The sequence below is a fragment of the Vibrio sp. 1-Bac 57 genome, assembly GCF_037546855.1.
In the GTDB taxonomy this organism is placed as follows: domain Bacteria; phylum Pseudomonadota; class Gammaproteobacteria; order Enterobacterales; family Psychromonadaceae; genus Psychromonas.
Genome location: NZ_JALAAC010000012.1, coordinates 72,153 through 89,702, shown reverse-complemented (window position 1 = coordinate 89,702; position 17,550 = coordinate 72,153). Strand labels below are relative to the sequence as shown.

17 protein-coding genes and 1 tRNA gene are annotated in these 17,550 nt (G+C 37.5%); 16 read left to right on the top strand and 2 right to left on the bottom strand.

Annotated features, from left to right (window positions below; all coding sequences use genetic code 11):
• Positions 1–187: 187 nt before the first annotated feature.
• The 6 genes from MT391_RS09985 (at position 188) to bamJ (ending at position 4,295) form a co-directional block, all read left to right on the top strand.
• On the top strand, positions 188–1,174 hold the full coding sequence (locus tag MT391_RS09985) for a hypothetical protein (RefSeq protein WP_499497814.1): 987 nt from the start codon (positions 188–190) through the stop codon (positions 1,172–1,174).
• A gap of 215 nt (positions 1,175–1,389) precedes the next feature.
• Positions 1,390–1,480, top strand: a tRNA-Ser gene (locus MT391_RS09980).
• 234 nt (positions 1,481–1,714) lie between these two features.
• Complete coding sequence (locus MT391_RS09975; protein WP_166372673.1) at positions 1,715–2,230, top strand: DUF1003 domain-containing protein; 516 nt, start codon at positions 1,715–1,717, stop codon at positions 2,228–2,230.
• Between the two features lie 158 nt (positions 2,231–2,388).
• Complete coding sequence (locus tag MT391_RS09970) at positions 2,389–2,856, top strand: DUF2127 domain-containing protein (RefSeq protein ID WP_499497812.1); 468 nt, start codon at positions 2,389–2,391, stop codon at positions 2,854–2,856.
• 96 nt (positions 2,857–2,952) lie between these two features.
• Positions 2,953–3,513: a bifunctional adenosylcobinamide kinase/adenosylcobinamide-phosphate guanylyltransferase gene (locus MT391_RS09965; protein WP_499497810.1), complete on the top strand. Its 561-nt coding sequence runs from the start codon at positions 2,953–2,955 to the stop codon at positions 3,511–3,513.
• A gap of 167 nt (positions 3,514–3,680) precedes the next feature.
• A complete protein-coding gene (bamJ, locus tag MT391_RS09960; protein WP_166372676.1) occupies positions 3,681–4,295 on the top strand; it encodes a BamJ family beta-barrel-assembly machinery protein in 615 nt (204 codons plus the stop codon).
• A 347-nt stretch (positions 4,296–4,642) separates the two neighbouring features.
• Here bamJ and MT391_RS09955 read toward each other — a convergent pair whose 3' ends face one another.
• Together MT391_RS09955 and mtnN are read right to left on the bottom strand one after the other, a co-directional pair.
• A complete protein-coding gene (locus MT391_RS09955) occupies positions 4,643–5,629 on the bottom strand; it encodes a cobalamin biosynthesis protein (RefSeq protein ID WP_499497809.1) in 987 nt (328 codons plus the stop codon).
• Complete coding sequence (mtnN, locus tag MT391_RS09950) at positions 5,629–6,324, bottom strand: 5'-methylthioadenosine/S-adenosylhomocysteine nucleosidase (RefSeq protein WP_499497807.1); 696 nt, start codon at positions 6,322–6,324, stop codon at positions 5,629–5,631. The genes MT391_RS09955 and mtnN overlap by 1 nt, the downstream gene beginning before the upstream one ends.
• Positions 6,325–6,745: 421 nt before the next feature.
• Between mtnN and tyrS the strand changes: the two genes are divergently transcribed.
• The 10 genes from tyrS to MT391_RS09900 all read left to right on the top strand — a co-directional run bounded on the left by tyrS (position 6,746) and on the right by MT391_RS09900 (position 17,467).
• Positions 6,746–8,017: a tyrosine--tRNA ligase gene (gene tyrS, locus MT391_RS09945; RefSeq protein ID WP_499497806.1), complete on the top strand. Its 1,272-nt coding sequence runs from the start codon at positions 6,746–6,748 to the stop codon at positions 8,015–8,017.
• Between the two features lie 11 nt (positions 8,018–8,028).
• Positions 8,029–8,709: a hypothetical protein gene (locus tag MT391_RS09940; RefSeq protein WP_166372680.1), complete on the top strand. Its 681-nt coding sequence runs from the start codon at positions 8,029–8,031 to the stop codon at positions 8,707–8,709.
• Positions 8,710–9,168: 459 nt separating this feature from the next.
• Positions 9,169–9,585 carry a cupredoxin domain-containing protein gene (locus MT391_RS09935; RefSeq protein WP_166372681.1) on the top strand — a complete coding sequence of 139 codons (417 nt, stop codon included), beginning with the start codon at positions 9,169–9,171 and terminating at the stop codon, positions 9,583–9,585.
• A gap of 4 nt (positions 9,586–9,589) precedes the next feature.
• Positions 9,590–10,462, top strand: a complete 873-nt coding sequence (locus tag MT391_RS09930) for an FTR1 family iron permease (protein WP_499497805.1) — start codon at positions 9,590–9,592, stop codon at positions 10,460–10,462.
• Between the two features lie 146 nt (positions 10,463–10,608).
• A complete protein-coding gene (locus MT391_RS09925) occupies positions 10,609–11,940 on the top strand; it encodes an imelysin family protein (protein ID WP_299660737.1) in 1,332 nt (443 codons plus the stop codon).
• 136 nt (positions 11,941–12,076) lie between these two features.
• On the top strand, positions 12,077–13,477 hold the full coding sequence (locus MT391_RS09920; protein ID WP_499497803.1) for a di-heme oxidoredictase family protein: 1,401 nt from the start codon (positions 12,077–12,079) through the stop codon (positions 13,475–13,477).
• Positions 13,474–14,505, top strand: coding sequence for a hypothetical protein (locus MT391_RS09915; protein WP_166372685.1), 1,032 nt, complete (start codon positions 13,474–13,476; stop codon positions 14,503–14,505). The genes MT391_RS09920 and MT391_RS09915 overlap by 4 nt, the downstream gene beginning before the upstream one ends.
• Positions 14,495–15,403, top strand: a complete 909-nt coding sequence (locus tag MT391_RS09910) for a sterol desaturase family protein (protein WP_499497801.1) — start codon at positions 14,495–14,497, stop codon at positions 15,401–15,403. The genes MT391_RS09915 and MT391_RS09910 overlap by 11 nt, the downstream gene beginning before the upstream one ends.
• Position 15,404: 1 nt before the next feature.
• A complete protein-coding gene (locus tag MT391_RS09905) occupies positions 15,405–16,565 on the top strand; it encodes a cytochrome-c peroxidase (protein WP_499497800.1) in 1,161 nt (386 codons plus the stop codon).
• A gap of 305 nt (positions 16,566–16,870) precedes the next feature.
• Positions 16,871–17,467: a PEP-CTERM sorting domain-containing protein gene (locus tag MT391_RS09900; protein ID WP_166372688.1), complete on the top strand. Its 597-nt coding sequence runs from the start codon at positions 16,871–16,873 to the stop codon at positions 17,465–17,467.
• Positions 17,468–17,550: the final 83 nt, after the last annotated feature.

The following is a 17,550-nucleotide window of genomic DNA, read 5'->3' as shown; positions in this document are numbered from 1 at the left end:
CTATTTATTTATTGGTGATCTCATAAAGATAATAAGCATTTATATCCATTTTCGATTTATATTAAATGACTTTTCCGTGTGAAATTTAAAAAGTAGGCCTAATGTAATTGTGCTTATTCGTTATACTTTTTTAATTATTTCGCTTTAGGTATCTCCTTTTAGTTAATTTACTTTTGTAAGGTATTTAATGATAAAAAGATCCATTTATTCAATTGCTTTCGTCAGTATTATTATTATCGTCATACTAGCGGCGATTGCTACTCAGCAACTTTATAGTTCGAAAGTAGGCACGTTAGATATTGCACTTAAAGAGATATCTGGTATTGAATATGATAAAAATGGCAATTTGTGGGGGATTAATGACGGGGATAATAGTGCGCAATTACATCAAATAGAAAAAGATGGCAGCGTCAGTAGAAGTATTACTATTACTAATGCTAAAAATCTAGATTGGGAAGATATGACTCAAGATGATTTTGGCCATTTTTTTATCGGCGATTTTGGTAATAATGACAATATACGAAAATGGTTTACTATTTATAAAATTGAAAGCCCTATTGATATTAAAGGCACTGAGACTGAAGCTGAAATAATTAAGTTTACTTTTCCAAAACAATTACATTACCCCCCTAAAGCCTCAGAGAAAAACTTTGATTTTGAAGCCTTTGTCTTTTACAAAAAACATCTTTATATGTTTTCAAAAAATCGCACTAAACCTTTCGATGGTGATACTAATTTATATCGAATAGGGGACCATGCCGATAACTATGAAGCCGAGTTTGTTAGTAACTTTAATACCTGCACAACTTTAGAAGAGCTTTGCTGGATAACGTCGGCTGCATTGAGCCCTGATAGAACTAAATTAATTTTATTGGATTCAGAACGGTTATGGTTATTTGAAAATTGGCAAGGTGATGACTTTTTCTCAGGTGATGCCTATAAAATAAATTTAGGAATCGTTACTCAAAAAGAAGCGGTTACATTTTTTGATAATAATACGGTTATTTTTACTGATGAAGAATTCAATGGAATAGGGCGCAACTATTACATGATTCAACTCGATAAAGTAAAGAAAGAGAAAATAATTAAGAAGGAAGTAATTGAATCCGATGTGCAAAATAAGCCTTTAAAAGATGAATCTATAAAAAATGAACCTGTAAAAATAGAAGAATGAGTTTAGCAATAAATTACAGCCCTAAATCATCTAGTGTGACTTCTATTTTTCGAACTGCATTCTCACAAAAAATATAATGGCTGTTTTTTCTCATGGATAAAAGGCTAATAGGGGGTAATTTATTAATGCTGTTGGTTTATCCGACAGTTAGTCTCTTTTAAGGCTCAATTATTTTACACTCAAATTATTTTACTATATTATTCCTTTCGTTCTGCGGAGGGGTGGCAGAGCGGCTGAATGCACTGGTCTTGAAAACCAGCGAGGGTTAATAGCTCTCCGAGAGTTCAAATCTCTCCTCCTCCGCCACATTAAGAAAAAAGGCTTCTCATTGAGAAGCCTTTTTTCGTTTTAAAAGATTATTACCTACTGCTTTAAAACCAAATTCTCTGCCGTTTAATGTTCATAAATTTATATAATCATCAGCTTTTTCTTATGTTAAATTAAACGATTTTTTATTTTTTGTCTCCGGTCCACATTTGTATGGTTTGCATTTTGTTTGTGTTATTTTGTTCTCCCTATCTTTTATACCAAGGAGTCAATATGGCGCAGGAACCACAACAGAATAATCGTTATCAATTTCGCTTTCATAAACCCTTTGCACACCTTTTTCCTGTATTTGGAAATGATTGGTTCTCTCTAAAAGCAGAGCAGTTTGCTCGTTTTTTTGGTACACCAGTTTTTCTAGTATCTCAAACGGTGGTGGTGGCTGCTTGGATTGCATTGAATCTACTGGGTGTGTTTTCCTTTGATTTATATCCCTTTATTCTATTAAATCTCGCGTTTAGTTTGCAGGCGGCTTACGCTGCACCGTTGATATTGTTAGCACAAACTAGACAAGCGGATAGAGATAAAGCACAAGCGGAAGCAGATGCACTCCATCGAGAAGAGTTATCGTTAGCAAGTGAAAAAAGAGAATTATTATCTAATCAGCAAACAGAGAAATTGCTTGAGTTGATGGAACAGAATACTATGCTCACGGAAGTGACAAGGGAGTTAAGTGAACGTGTTGAGTTATTAACGCAGGAAATTCACAAGCGTATAGTCAAAGATAACTAACTCAATCACAGTAAATAATTTTATTAGTTTGATGAATCAAACTATTAACGTTTTGTGTTGTAAATTTTGCGAAAGGCGTTACGAAAAAAGCTACCACGTATCAAGTTGCTTTTTCGTTTCAATTTGTTCCTTTGTGATTGTTTAATAAAGAGATTATTATGGCATCACCCCAAAAAGGGTTAAAAGCCGTTGCTATTTTAGAGGCAACAAAAGGCATACTGGCATTATTAGTCGGATTGGGGTTACATGTGTTGGCTGGTGAAAACTTACAAATGGTAGCCGAAGCGATTGTAGATCACTTACATTTAAACCCGACTAGTGAATTACCAAGCATATTTATTCATGCAGCGAGCACAATAACAGACAGTAACGTTAAAATTTTTGCCATCGCGGCGGTATTTTATTCGGTTGTTCGTTTTATTGAAGCCTATGGTTTATGGCGTAGTTTTGTATGGATTGAATGGTTTGCATTTTTAAGTGGCGCCATTTATTTACCCTTCGAAATTTATGAAATAGTTGCTCACCTGAGTTATTTAGCTATTGCTATGTTTTTAATTAATATAGTCGTAGTTTGGTATATGGCGCAGACATTGTGGCAGGGTTATCAACATCGTAGACCTACTTAGTAAACTATTAGCAATGATATCAAAAATATGTTTGATCTGTAGGTAACCTCATTTTCATAATAAAAAATGGTTTTTTTAATAAATAAAGGAATGAGCATGATCCAATTATTTATTGGCGGAGTGCGAAGCGGTAAAAGTGATGCTGCTGAGAATTTAGTCAATATGCTACTAGAACAAAACCCAATTTTAAAACCAGCCTATATAGCCACAAGTTTAAGTGTAGGGGAGGAAAGCATTGAACGGATAGAAAGCCATAAAGTAATGCGCGAGAAGCGTTTTCAACAGGCAGTGACAACCTATGAGCTAAATTATTTACAAAAAGATTTATTGTCTGTATTGGCCGAGCTGAATCATCCTGAAAATATTGTGCTCATCGAATGTCTTTCAACATGGGTTGGTTGGTATTTGACGGTAAGTGATTCTTTGCAAGACAACTTGATAGTTTTTGGTGTTCAACAGGAAGCTTTTCTCACTTTTCTGAAACAAGCACAATGCCATATAGTGATTGTAACAGGGGAGGTTGGTTGCGGTTTAATTGGTGAAACTACTTTACAAAGACGCTATGCTGATAAATTAGGTGAATTAAATCAAAGAGTCGCTGCCTTGTCTGAACATGTTTTTTTATTAACCGCGGGTATTCAACAAGTGCTTAAATAAAAGCGAATAGTCTTATTAAGATTGCTTAATGTCGGGCACATAAATTTAATTATTTTAAAAAAATATAATTTTTTGTGATTTTTCCCTTTAAATCTTATTTTTGCTCCCCATATTATTAATTAACCTAGATGGGGAAACCCAAAATTCATTAAAAAAAGAGAAATATTATGTCTGAATATACGACTCAAGAGCAACAAGCAAGTTACGGTATTGGTTTACAAATGGGTGAGCAACTTGCTTCAAATCCTTTTGAAGGCCTAGAGATCTCAGCAGTTTCTGCTGGTATTGCTGATGCTTTTGCTGGCGCAGAAAGTAAAGTTTCTCAAGAAGATCTACAAGCGGCTTTCCAAGTGATTTCTACACGTATGCAAGCAGCTGCGGCAGAGCAAGCTAAAGTATTAGGCGCAGCTGGCGAAGCATTCCTAGCTGAAAACGCGAAGAAAGAAGGCGTTGTTGTAACTGAATCTGGTCTTCAATATGAAGTTATTGCAGAAGGCGAAGGCGAAAAAGCAACAGCTGAATCTACAGTAAGCGTTCATTACCACGGTTCTTTAATCGATGGCACTGTATTTGACAGTTCAGTTGAACGTGGTCAACCTGCAGAATTCCCAGTTGGCGGTGTTATCGCTGGTTGGACTGAAGCACTACAGTTAATGTCTCCTGGTGGCAAAATGAAATTAGCTATCCCTGCAGACCTAGCATACGGCGAACGTGGCGCAGGTGCTGCAATCGGTCCACATGCAACATTAGTATTTGAAGTTGAATTATTAGCGATCAAATAATTGATTGATTAAATTAATCTTCTAACATGATGTGTTAGGCGAATCAAAAAAGCCCTTATCGGTTATCCGCTAAGGGCTTTTTTATAGGTAAATTTAATGGAGGACCGATTAAAACCTTTATTGCATTAGACTTCTATAACATAGCTCCTGTTATGTTATATCGCGTTAAACATTCCTATCTTCCTAATCACTTAATGTTACTGTTTGAATACTTATGCCGACAGAAAGTACACTTACATTGATACTTTCGTTAATTGGCTCAAGTTAAAGTGCTCTAGATTTCAAGTTCAGCTATTGTCGATAACCAATCCATTTATTATTTGCGGCTTACTTTAGATTAGTTGTAGTTAATACCCACCGCTAAAATACTCAAGTAGTTGTGGTAAAAATTCATAGCCGGTTATGCACAGCAGCCAAAACCACGCACTTAAGCTTAAGCGCTGTGCTGCTAATGATAGCGTCTCTAAATCAGGTGTGTTGTTTTGAGCGCTAGTATTGCCTAGTTTAGTAAACGTAATTTTATCGGTTTCATAGATCCTTACCCCACCTAATTGCGTTTGAATACTCAATGCAAAACTACTAAGTAGAAGTCCAGAGGAAAAGTGATGCCAATCTGCGCTTTGCTTAAACTTAGTGACGATTCCGGTTAAGGGTCTGTCGTAGAGTGGAAAAGTAAAACTTAATAATAGGTGTACTGGCATCTGTAGTAGTGTGGTGATAAAAGAAGGTATTTGCCCAAGCACGTTGAATTGAGCTAATTTACAATTCCATTGTTGAGCACATATCGTGAGTAATTGATAAAATAATGCACCGTAAATGCCGCTCGCCAAGTACCAAAAAATCACACCGAACCAACCATTAGCAAGACGTAATACCAATGATTCAATCATCGCTTTGTAAATGCCTAATAGCGAAAGTGGTTTGGTATCACGTAAAGTAAGTTGTGCGAGTAATAACTTTGCTTTTGCTAAGTTATTACCTTGTAAGTTATTACTAATGCTTTGATATATTTGTATTTTATCGTGCCAAGATAACAGTACATAGATAACAACAAAGTCGATAATAAAAGGTTTATAAACCACTAAATATAGCTGACTTATGATCAATGCAATGGGAAAAAAAATGAGAGTAAATGCAAGTAAACTCGCTAAGCGCTTATACCCATCACTGCGTTCCGGCAAATTCACTTTCTTACCTATTTCTTGAAAAATAAGTGAAAAAGCCGAAAGTGGGTTAAGGTCGGTAGGCAGTGAAAAGAAAAACGAACACAGCGCAGCAAAAATAAAGCTGAAGTAAATGCTGTGTTGTTCAAATAGCGCTAAAGCAGTTTCCATTAATTCAATCTATCTACAATCGCAGCGACTAAAATAGAAGCATTTTTAGCGGCAACAGGTAAAAACTCTTCAAAAGACAGTTCTGATTTTTTACCGGCAATGTCAGAGAGAGAACGAATGATCACAAAAGGTACTGAAAATTGGAAACAAACTTGCGCTATCGCAGCGGCCTCCATTTCACACGCTGCCATAGTAGGGAAGTTCTCGCGTGCGATAGCTGCTTTGGTTGGATCAGCCATAAAAATATCACCGGTACAAATTAACCCTTTAATAATATTCAATCCAGGTAATGTGCTAGCAGCCTGCTCTGCTACGTCAATCAAAGCAGGTGTTGCTTCAAAAGCGGCTGGTAATTGTGCCATTTGTCCTATTTCATAACCAAAAGCGGTTAAATCTACATCGTGAAAACGCACTTCTGTTGAAATGACAATATCACCGACGTTTAAAGCAGGATCAAAACCACCGGCAGAACCTGTATTAATAATGGTATCTGGTGCAAATTTTTCTAATAATAGGGTAGTTGCGACTGCAGCTGCTACTTTACCAATCCCCGATTTTGTTAGAATGACTTGTTTTCCGTTAAGGTCACCTTGGTAAAACTCACAACCCGCCACTTTTGTGTTGATCACGTTATTCATCGCGGATTTAAGGATGTTAACTTCTTCATCCATTGCGCCAATAATGCCTATTTTCATATCTTCTTCTCTTTGTTATCTTAATTAAAGCGTAATGCTAACATATACCCGTTACCATTCAATATGCAAAAATCAGCAAGCCGTGAAGTGGGTGGGTTCTGAGCATAAAGGTGAAAGTCTGGTAGCTTAAATTATGATATTTATAACAGAATCAAATATGTCCACTTCAAAACTTGCCCTGCGGGTCGATAACTCGAAAACCAATCCTTTGTTGTAACATTCGACAAGGAATGGCCATTTTCTTCATGTTACGCCTTGTCTTGGTGTCCGAGTTAGTGACTGAATAATACATTTTGATTAGTAACGGGTATATAGTTTGTTATATCTTCACTCTAAGGTTTTTTTGTGGCAACTATCTGTGTAAAATCTCGCATAATTATTTATATTATAAGCAGTAAACTAGCAAACTAGGAAAAAATAAATGAATGCCTTACTCGAAGATTTAAAAGCGCGCGGCCTAATTGCCCAAACAACCGCAGATGAAGAACTACATGAACATTTATCGAGTGCGAGCCGTACTTTGTATTGTGGCTTTGATCCTACTGCTGATAGCTTACACATTGGTAGCTTAGTGCCTTTATTAATCCTTAAACGTTTTCAGGAAGCAGGCCACAAACCTTTAGCTTTAGTGGGCGGTGCAACTGGTTTAATTGGTGACCCAAGCTTTAAAGCGGCAGAGCGTAAATTAAACAGTGATGAGATTGTCGGCAACTGGGTGGATTCAATTAAAAAACAAGTCAGTGCTTTTATTAAGTTTGGTGAGCACGATAATGCAGCTGAAGTAGTGAACAATCTAGATTGGATCGGGAAAATGGATAGCATTTCATTTTTACGTGATGTAGGTAAACACTTCAGTGTTAATGCCATGATCCAAAAAGAATCTGTAAAACAACGAATTGACCGTGAAGGTGCAGGTATTTCATTTACTGAATTCAGCTACATGTTATTACAATCTTATGATTTTGCTGCATTGAATAAAGAAAAAGCCTGTACGTTACAAATCGGTGGTTCTGATCAATGGGGTAATATTACCGGCGGTATCGACTTAACTCGTCGTATGAATCAAGAAAAAGTGTTTGGTATTACTATGCCATTAGTGACTAAAGCAGATGGCACTAAGTTCGGTAAGACTGAGTCTGGTACTATTTGGTTAGACCCGACTAAAACATCGCCATACGCATTTTTCCAATTTTGGATCACCACACTAGATGCTGATGTTTACAAATTTTTACGCTACTTTACCTTCTTATCAATTGAAGAAATTGCAGCAATAGAAGAGACAGATAAAAAAATCAAAGGGCGTCCACAAGGCCAAGCTATTTTAGCGCGTGAAGTAACACGTTTAGTACATGGTGAAGAAGGGTTAGCATCTGCTGAGCGTATTACTGAAGCATTATTCTCTGGGAACTTAAGTAGCTTAAGTGAGTCTGATTTAGCGCAATTAGCACAGGATGGACTACCAGCGACTGAAGTGACTACAGACAGTGCTTCAATTGTTGAATTATTAACAAGTTGTGAATTAGCGGCATCAAATAAAATGGCCCGCGAATTTGTTAATAACGGTGCTGTAATGGTTAATGGTGACAAAGTCACCGATACAGAAGCAACTATCGAAAAAGTAGATGCTTTATTTGCTCGTTACACATTAATAAAACGTGGTAAGCGTTTATTTAACTTATTTATTTGGAAATAAAAGTGAATAATATGATTTTAAAAAACTCATTATTAAAAGTATCAATCGGCTCATTAGTTAGTGCATTTTCTTTATCGGCGATCGCTGCTGATAATACTGACACTTGGGTTGATATGAGTGACCCGACTGCGGTTTATTCTAATGCGAGTATTGGTGGTGGTAATGAAGGTATTGATTTATCTGCTACCTACGGTGGTTATTTAAGTGGTGTTTATAAACATAGCTTTACCGTTGCAGCCAAGCAAGATTTTGATTTTTATGAAGTCAATTATCTGTTATTAAATTCAGCCACTAAATCAGGAGTCACTTTTGATAGCACATGGGATAAAGATATTCGTATAGATCATACTGATTATGATGATGTGAATGATACCTCTGCCGGTGTATTTGCTAAGCTTGGTTATTTGAATAACCGTTTAAACTTTTATCCTAAAATAAGTGTTGGTTTTATGTGGGCAAACCACATGGAAGATACAACTTATGTAAAATTTGATGCGACAACGCGTTATAGCTTTGACCGTCGTTTTTGGGTTGGTATTACACCAACCTATGCGCATGGTATGAAGGGCGTTAATTTCAACGAGTGGACAGCAACCATTGATGCCGGTGCACAATTGTCTGATTCATTTGGGGTTAGTTTAAGTGCTAATGACGATGAAGAATTTACCGCTAACGTTACCTTTGCTTTTTAATAGATAGCAGTTCTACTAAGCGGACAATGTTAAATTAAGCCTTGTGTTAATTAAACATTGTACATCCAATATTAAAAGCCTGAATCTTATTCAGGTTTTTTTTTGCTTTAAAATAAATAATATTAAGCATCTAATTTTAAATGACCGATTTAAGATTGGTGTCAGTTCAGCGTTAAAACCTGACTAAAGAAAATAGCTAATCACTTCAATCGATGTATTGGATTAAACGTGATGCTAAGTCCTACCTAATGTAAAAGCTAATTGAATTAGCTTAAATGCACTTAACTATTATTAATCATTCATAAATAATATTAATCATCGATAAAAAATAGGCGTGTATTTACTTGCGCGGTATTGCTAATGATAATCGGAATCGTTATCATGTTGCTTTGTGAGAGTTCGGTTTTTATCATCTTACATTATAAACAATTTTTCACTGACAATATTTGGATATTTTTAATGAAGTTTACCCAAACTGTATTTATCGCATTATTTTTTGCACTTATTACCACTAAATCATCGGCTGAAACGAGCCAATCCACAACAAGTGTAGAAACAGATAGCAATGGCTTCAGCCAAACCTTTAATGACCCTCGCTATACCAAATTAAAAACTTACCTTATTGAAATGAAAGACGGTGAGTTGATCCCTGCACAACTAGTGATCCCAGAGAAAACTAAAATTCGTCTTGTGGTCCGTAATATTGGTAATAAACCTGCGGAATTTGAAAGCAATCAATTACGCCAAGAAAAAGTGTTATTCATGGGGGCGGAGACAACCTTAGTGATTATCCCATTAGATGCTGGCAGTTATGATTATTTTGATGATTTTGCGCCAGCAACACACGGTAAAATTATTGTTAAAGCAAAAGGGTAAATAAATGGGACAAACAATTTTTGTTGTCTGTAGAGAGAGCATTGAAGCACTCTTAGTGATCGGAATTCTTTATGCTTGGATGGATGGAAGAGCGGACGCTACAACAGGTAAAAAATGGTTGTTTTCCGGCGTGTTAGCTGGTTTTGGTTTGGCGGCATTATTGACGTTAACACTGATTGGTGTATCAGACTTATTAGGCGGTGAAGGGCGTGCTTGGTTTGAAATCGGCATGTTGGCATTTGCCAGTGCCTTGATTGTCCAAATGGTGATGTGGATGCGGGTTCATGGTCGCACCTTGAAAAAAGAGCTGGAAACAGGATTAGAAAAAAGCCTGCAAGGTAAAAAAAGTTGGTGGGGCGTATTTTTCTTAGCAATGATTGCGGTAGGTCGTGAAGGTTCTGAAACCGTTATGTTCCTTTATGGTTCTCTTTTACAACTTGGTACGCTTGCTTCTTACATTAGCTTTTTCACTGCGGTGGCAATTGGTCTAGCACTTGCGATGGTGTTGTTCTATGCATTGCAAATAGGCGGTCGATTTATTTCTTGGAAATGGTTCTTTCGCGTAACCGAAATTATGTTGCTTTTCCTTGGTTCGGCACTGTTTTTGACGACATCAGAAAAATTATTAAGCGGTCCTTTAGCGGCAACAGATTTACCGAGTTGGTTATACAGCAACATGTGGGACATGAGCAGTGTATTAAGCGATGGTTCTATTTTTGGGAACTTACTAGCTTCGTTATTTGCTTATCGTTCACAACCCATTGGTTGGGATGTGGCAGTGTTAGGTACTTATTGGCTGGTGGTCATGGTAATACTGAAGTGGCAATCTAAAGACAAAACTATTGCTATTGCTCAAGTGACAGCAGAACAAGTTTAAACAAACTATTTATAACAAATTGCAGAATACGATTAACTAAGTTGCAGAACATAATTAACTAAGTTGCAGGAAGCAATTAACCCAATGAGTTTTATTAATCAATTTAAAACTCACTAACGTTTTAATGTACATCAGGAGTAATGAAAGTGAAGAAAACAATTTTAAGTACCATTATCGCAGGCGCTGTATTAGCTTTTTCTGTACCAAGCCAAGCAGCTGTTTCACAGAGTGATAAATTAGCAACCTTGTCTACCTATGCAAGCATTGCTTCTGTTAACTATTCAGATGCTGTTAAAGATGCAAAAGCATTACAAGTTGCGATTAGTGCTTTTACTGCAAAACCAACTGCAGAATCATTACAAGCAGCTAAAGATGCTTGGTTAGTGTCTCGTGAAAGCTACGGTACAACAGAAATTTTCCGCCTTTCAAATGGTCCTATCGATGCTGAAGATGGTTGGGTAGCTGAAACCTATGGTGGTGTTGAAGGTGAGCTTAACTCTTGGCCGCTAGATGAAAACATGATCGATTACACAATTGATGCTAATAACAAGCGTACTAGTGGCAATATTATTGATACTAAAGGTTTATTCACACCAGGTGGAGAAGATGTTACTGCGGTAGACGTGACAACAATCACACCTGCGGTATTAGGCGACTTAAACACAAATGGTGGCGATGCAAACGTTGCAGCGGGTTACCACGCCATTGAATTTATGCTATGGGGACAAGATCAAGATTACAATAACATGATCGAAGATGCTATCAGCAACGGTGCAATGACTGCTGGACAACGTCCACTGTCTGACTTTACAACGGATAAATTAGCAAAACGTCGTCTTGATTACCTTAATGCTGTCGCAGCTAAAATGGTTGATGATTTATCAGTCGTATCTAGCGCTTGGGAAGACAACGTAAGTGGTGATAAAGGGCTGTACCGTGCTGCTTTATTAGATAAATTAACAGGCGAACAAAAATCTAAAAACATTGAACCTGCTACCTCTTTAAAACAAATTTTTGCCGGTGTTGGTGTTTTCTCTAAATCAGAATTAGCTAACGAACGTATTGCCGTTGCAGTATTAACGCCAAGTGAAGAAGATGAGCATTCATGTTTCTCTGATAATACACACCGTGATATCGCATTAAACTACCAAGGTATTAAAAACGTATTATTAGGCGAATACAAAGGTAAAAAAGTAGGTCCTGCTTTTATCGATAATGTATCAGATGAAGAGCAAGCTGAAATTGCTAAACTGATGGCTGATATTGAAATGCGTATTGCTAAAATTAATACATTAGCAACAACGACTATGCATTTTGATTACCAGATTCGTCCGGAAAATGAAGAAAGTGTACAAAACATTGTTACGCTTAAAAACCAACTACGTCGTCTAGGTGATCAAATGGTGATTGTTTCTAAAGCCTACGGTATTTCGTTAACAACAAATGATGTTACCGATGCAGAAGAAACACAACTATAAAGCGAATATATCGTAGTCGTTGTTATTGAAGTTAATGACCTTCTAGCATTAATTAGAAGGGCATTATGATAAACGCCACTAGCCGAAATCGGTCGGTGGCGTTTCTCGTCCCAGTCATTTATTTTGAAAGTGATGTATGAAAATTAATGGTAGTAAGGTCTCGGAGTATCTGCTTCTAAGTGTATTTTTGTTTTTAGCATGCAGCCATTTTGCCCATAGTGAAGCGAGCAATGTCAATATAGAACAATTTAGTAATACGGCCGGTAGTAAACCTTTTTCTCATCCTATTAAGATGACAGATACAGAGTTTGACCAGTATATTCTGGGACGTTCTTTTTTCACTATCCCATGGGTTGAAGCACCGAGTGCAACTACTGCACGAGACGGATTAGGTCCTCATTTTAGCGCCAATACCTGCGCCAGTTGTCACATCAATAACGGTAGTGCGCCGACTCTCAGTGATACAAACCAACCCTTACGCAGTTTAGTCTTCAAGTTAACTCAGCCAAGTAAACATTCATTACGTTGGTTGGTAAATAATATAGATACCCCTATGCATGATAATGTACCGGATCCCATATATGGTGTTCAGGTATCAATAAGAGGCAACGGTAAAGTAAAACCAGAAGCGCAAACAAGATTAAAAATCGAATCAATACCTTTTACATATCCTGATGGTGAATCACTAACGTTAACTAAGTTTATTCCTTATTTAGATAAGTTAGGTTATGGGCCATTAGCTGAAGAAACAACTATTTCGCTAAGGCAACCTCCTGTTTTGGCGGGTTTACGATTAATAGAGCAAGTTTCAAATGAAGATATCCTTGCGTGGGAAGACCCATCAGATGATAATGCTGACGGAATTAGTGGCCGTGCTAATTGGTTAAATTCCCCACTGCAAGATGAAAAAATATTAGGGCGAATGAATTGGAAAGCTAGTGCTGCCAATATTATTGCGCAAACGGCAAATGCTGCAGCACATGATCTTGGTTTAACTAACCCTTCTTTTCCTGAAGAGCTTTGCCAACCTGCACAAGCTGACTGTATAGCGGCACCTAAAGGAGACAATACAAGGTTAGGAAGTTTAGACTTACCAATGTTGCGTTTACAAGCGATTGCCTCTTTTATTAGAGACCATAAAGCACCTAAAACCGTCAGGTTAGATGCACAAGGTCAGCAGGGTAAAAAACTATTTACAGAAATTGGCTGTGCTAGTTGTCATCGTTCGACATTAAGCACAACGAAAGGCGTTAAATTCCATCCTTATTCTGATTTACTGTTGCATGATATGGGGGAACTGTTAAAAGATGGGCGTCCAGAATTCCTTGCCACTGAGCGTGAGTACCGCACTGCGCCTTTATGGGGAGTAGGTGAACGGGTTCGTGCACGACATCGTTTTTTACATGATGCACGCGCGAAAACACCGGAAGAGGCTATTCTTTGGCACGGTGGAGAAGCTGAAAAGGCAAAATCAACATTTATACAATTAGACCAAGCACAGCGCTTGGCCTTGTTACACTTTTTGGAGCAATTATGAAAATTTTTACCCCCCTGTCAATTCTGTGTTTACTGAGTGTGCCAGCGCTAAGTCATGCTGAGCAGACTAATACGGTGGTCAATGATGCAGAGGTCAATAATGAAGTGGTGAAAGACCCTTATGCTTCTATTTACGACAATGTACTGCAGCATAATGCCGATAACGCAGTGCTATATTGCGCAGAGTTACAAACTTCGTTAGAAAGCAAATCAAGTGATGTGCGTCACCAAGCATTTGTGCAACTTGCGGAAGGGTGGGGACGAGTACAAGCTAGTTATATTCTTGGTGACTACGACATGAATGCAATGGATTACCCATTAATGGTGGATTACTTCCATAGTGGTAATGAAGATATTCATGAAAGCATTGAACGTCTAGTGGGGCGTGACTCAAAACCGTCAACCGCATTATATAAAAATTCATATAAAACCATGGGCGCAATCGACTCTGTTATGTTCAGCGGTGAATGGTCTGAACGCAGAAAAGCCTTTGCTGAAGTAATGGTCGCGAACGTTTGTAAGCGATTTATACAAATTAGTGATGGTTATAAAGCCAATCGTGATGAATTTCTTTTTGATGTAGATAGAGGTTTGTCTTTAGTTGTGAATGCTGAGATTGAGCATATTTATAAAACAAGAGATTGGCGTATTGCTCAAGTCAGTGGGTTAACAAAAGCTAATCTTGGTGAGACTAAACCAGAGCATCAACAATACCCTTACAGCGAAGCATCTTGGGCATTTATCGGTGGGGTTTTAGAAACTAATAGACAATTGTTAGCGGAAGACCAGCAACCTAACGTGGCAACTATTGCCTATGAAAAACATGGTAAAGAGGGGATTAATGCAGTGCAAGCCGCGTTAGAAAACTCATTACTTGCTTATAAAAACACACCTGCAGACCATAATTTTAATTTAAACGACATGATCCCAATTTTCCAGGGATTGTTAGATGTTCAAAAAGCCTTTTATAGACATTTAGTGAGTCAGATTGGCGTATCGGCGAATTTAATCGATGCAGATGGCGATTGATACACCTTTAGCGGCATTTATGAATGGTAGTGACCGCATATTCTGGGGCTACCTTGTTGTTAGCGGGATCATTGCCATTGTTTGGTATGTCTTCAAAGTGGGGGCTATTTCAGCACCCCAATTAAAGGCTTATTGGTTTAATGCTGACTCAAAATTAGATTATCGTTATTTTGTATTTAATTGGGTATTCAAGGCACTGTTTATTGTGCCTGTTTTACTGTCAGCGAACACGGTTGCGCTGTCGACGCTGAATTGGTTGAACTCGATATCGGATCCCTTGTTTTTGTCCTGGTATTATCGCGATATTATTGTCGCGTACACTTTCAGTTTATTTGTACTTGGCGATTTTAGTCGCTATTGGTTGCATCGTTGGTTACATACTAATCGATGGTTATGGAAGTTTCATCAGGTACATCATAGTGCTGAATCATTGAACCCATTGACATTTTATCGCTTACATCCTGTGGAAATCATGTTGTTTGCACTACGTAATGCATTGGTTGCTGGTGTTGTTACAGGCATTTTTGTTTTTTGTTTTGGCGCGCGTATTAATCTTTATTCGGTATTAGGTGGCAATGCCTTTGTTGTGATCCTATTTTCTTTTACTGGCAACCTGAGACATAGCCATATTCGCTTGAGTTATGGGCGTTGGTTAGAGCGTTTATTAATATCGCCAGCACAACATCAGGTGCACCATCAACAGAAATATATACACAAAAATTTAGGCAGCATCTTAGCCTTGTGGGATTGGCTCTTTGGTACATTAAGGCTATCAAAAGACGTTCCTTTAGATCAAAAATTTGGTTTAGGGCGCGGTAAAAGAGAAAAATTTGATGGCATTATAAAAATTATTATTCAGCCATTTTTTGATATTTACAGAAGTATTAGACGGAATTGAAATGAAAAAAATATTTTATTGTTTACTCGCATTAATCGCTTGCACAAACGTAGCTAACGCCGCTGGTCAATTGACTGAAGCACAATTAGGACAGATCTTGTTTCTTGACTCTAACTTTTCTGTTAATCGTACTATGTCTTGCGCAACTTGCCATGATCCTTCAAAAAGTTTTAGTGACCACCGTGAAAATGTAGGACTTGGTATGGTTTCATTAGGAGACGACACTAAATCTCTCGGTACGCGTAATACTCCCATGGCAACATACGCCAACACATCACCATCATTTCATTTTGATGAAGTATTAAAAGAGTATGTTGGAGGGCAATTTTTAGATGGTCGTGCTAACACATTATCTGACCAGGCAATGGGGCCGCCACTTAACCCTGTTGAAATGGCCTTACCCGACGCCGAAACGCTCGTTAAACGCTTACAAGAAAACCCTTTCTACGTGTCTACTTTTAAGCGCTTATACGGTGAAACCGTATTTGACTCAAAGCAATCAGATACAGTTTTGCCTGCTTTTGATGGTTTTTCACGTGCACTACAAGCATTTGAAAAAACAGATGCCTTCTCTAGTTATGACAGTAAATATGATCGCTTCCTAAAAGGCGAGTACGACCTGACAGTCTTAGAAGATCTTGGGCGTACTTTATTCTTCTCGAATAACAATGTTAACTGTAATAGTTGCCACATGTTAAAAACTGAAGACAGCCCAAAAGAACCATTTACGAATCATCAGTATCGTAATATAGGTGTGCCTTCTAATGATCAATTAATAGCATTAGGTCATATAAAAGAAGACTTTATTGACCACGGTTTATTAGAGAACCCAGCAGTTGATGACCCAAAATATGATGGTAAGTTTAAAAACCCGTCGTTACGTAATGTCGCAGTGACAGCACCTTACATGCATAATGGTGTGTTTAAAGAGTTGCGAACGGTGATGGAGTTTTATGATCATTACAATAATACAGAACGCACTATTAATCCTGAAACTGGTAAACCTTGGCGTTCACCAGAAGTGCCTACGACCGTTGATAAAGAAGATCTTACCGCTCATGCTTTAACAGATCGGAAAATAGATGCCTTAGTTGCCTTTATGAAAACGTTAACGGATAAACGCTTCGAACCTTTATTGATGCTTGATAAGAAGTCGAAATAAAATTAACTCAGTAATTATTGTTATGATAATTAATACTTTTATACCCGTTACTATTCAAACTACAACAATCAGCAAGTCTGAAGTGAAGCTATTTTAGGCGTCAAGCTTAAGAGTTAACGGGTTACATCATAGTGATAGCACACATTAAAATAGTTGATTTAGGCCACAAAAATATTATTGCTGCAATGCGGTGTTTTTCAAGAGAGTGTCAGTCATAGTGCTTTACCTTTATTTCTTGGCATGATTAGTGCTTTTAATCCTTTGTAGGTAGATATCTGCTTATTTAATTTAAAAGGAATGTATTAATGAGAAGAATAATCTTAATTTTGGTGCCGTTATTATTTTCAGTAACTGCCCAAGCAACATTGATGAGTGCTGAAACCATTGGTGCTGTAACTACTAATAATGGTAGTTTTATTATAGATTCAAGCAATGGCAAAAATAAAAATAAAGTAGCGCAATTGACCGGCGTAGAAAAGAACGCTTTTAATAGTATTGCGACGGGCAACGTAACATCTGGCTCAGCTTATAAAAATACCGTTGCAGTTGATGCAGGTTCAACTTTTTCATTTGATTGGAAATGGTTGAGTAATGAGGGTTCAAACTCTTGGTACAACGATTTTGCATTTGTTAACTTGAGCTTAGGTAGTCTAGATTGGCTTGCTGATACGTCGACGCCTGACTATACAACAGGCAGCTTTGCTTGGACCGCAGCAGAATCTGGTTGGTTAACTTATACCATTGGTGTATTTAACGTTAAAGATTCTTTTGCTAATTCAACATTAACAGTGAACAATATTTCAGTGTCCAATCCTGTATCTGTACCAAGTCCTGCTTCATTCGGTATATTGGCAGTGGCATTAGTTGGATTGATGGTTAGTCGCCGTAGAAAACAGGTATAATTACAACTGTTAGTAACTTGCATGATAACGGATATACAAAAAAACCATTCAATATTGAATGGTTTTTTTATGTTTTCAGTTTA

Excerpts from the sequence above, each read along its gene's own strand:
- MT391_RS09985 (WP_499497814.1), top strand. The coding sequence starts at position 188 with ATGATAAAAAGATCCATTTATTCAATTGCTTTCGTCAGTATTATTATT.
- MT391_RS09975 (WP_166372673.1), top strand. The coding sequence starts at position 1,715 with ATGGCGCAGGAACCACAACAGAATAATCGTTATCAATTTCGCTTTCAT.
- MT391_RS09970 (WP_499497812.1), top strand. The coding sequence starts at position 2,389 with ATGGCATCACCCCAAAAAGGGTTAAAAGCCGTTGCTATTTTAGAGGCA.
- MT391_RS09965 (WP_499497810.1), top strand. The coding sequence starts at position 2,953 with ATGATCCAATTATTTATTGGCGGAGTGCGAAGCGGTAAAAGTGATGCT.
- bamJ (WP_166372676.1), top strand. The coding sequence starts at position 3,681 with ATGTCTGAATATACGACTCAAGAGCAACAAGCAAGTTACGGTATTGGT.
- MT391_RS09955 (WP_499497809.1), bottom strand. The coding sequence starts at position 5,629 with ATGGAAACTGCTTTAGCGCTATTTGAACAACACAGCATTTACTTCAGC.
- mtnN (WP_499497807.1), bottom strand. The coding sequence starts at position 6,324 with ATGAAAATAGGCATTATTGGCGCAATGGATGAAGAAGTTAACATCCTT.
- tyrS (WP_499497806.1), top strand. The coding sequence starts at position 6,746 with ATGAATGCCTTACTCGAAGATTTAAAAGCGCGCGGCCTAATTGCCCAA.
- MT391_RS09940 (WP_166372680.1), top strand. The coding sequence starts at position 8,029 with ATGATTTTAAAAAACTCATTATTAAAAGTATCAATCGGCTCATTAGTT.
- MT391_RS09935 (WP_166372681.1), top strand. The coding sequence starts at position 9,169 with ATGAAGTTTACCCAAACTGTATTTATCGCATTATTTTTTGCACTTATT.
- MT391_RS09930 (WP_499497805.1), top strand. The coding sequence starts at position 9,590 with ATGGGACAAACAATTTTTGTTGTCTGTAGAGAGAGCATTGAAGCACTC.
- MT391_RS09920 (WP_499497803.1), top strand. The coding sequence starts at position 12,077 with ATGAAAATTAATGGTAGTAAGGTCTCGGAGTATCTGCTTCTAAGTGTA.
- MT391_RS09915 (WP_166372685.1), top strand. The coding sequence starts at position 13,474 with ATGAAAATTTTTACCCCCCTGTCAATTCTGTGTTTACTGAGTGTGCCA.
- MT391_RS09910 (WP_499497801.1), top strand. The coding sequence starts at position 14,495 with ATGGCGATTGATACACCTTTAGCGGCATTTATGAATGGTAGTGACCGC.
- MT391_RS09905 (WP_499497800.1), top strand. The coding sequence starts at position 15,405 with ATGAAAAAAATATTTTATTGTTTACTCGCATTAATCGCTTGCACAAAC.
- MT391_RS09900 (WP_166372688.1), top strand. The coding sequence starts at position 16,871 with ATGAGAAGAATAATCTTAATTTTGGTGCCGTTATTATTTTCAGTAACT.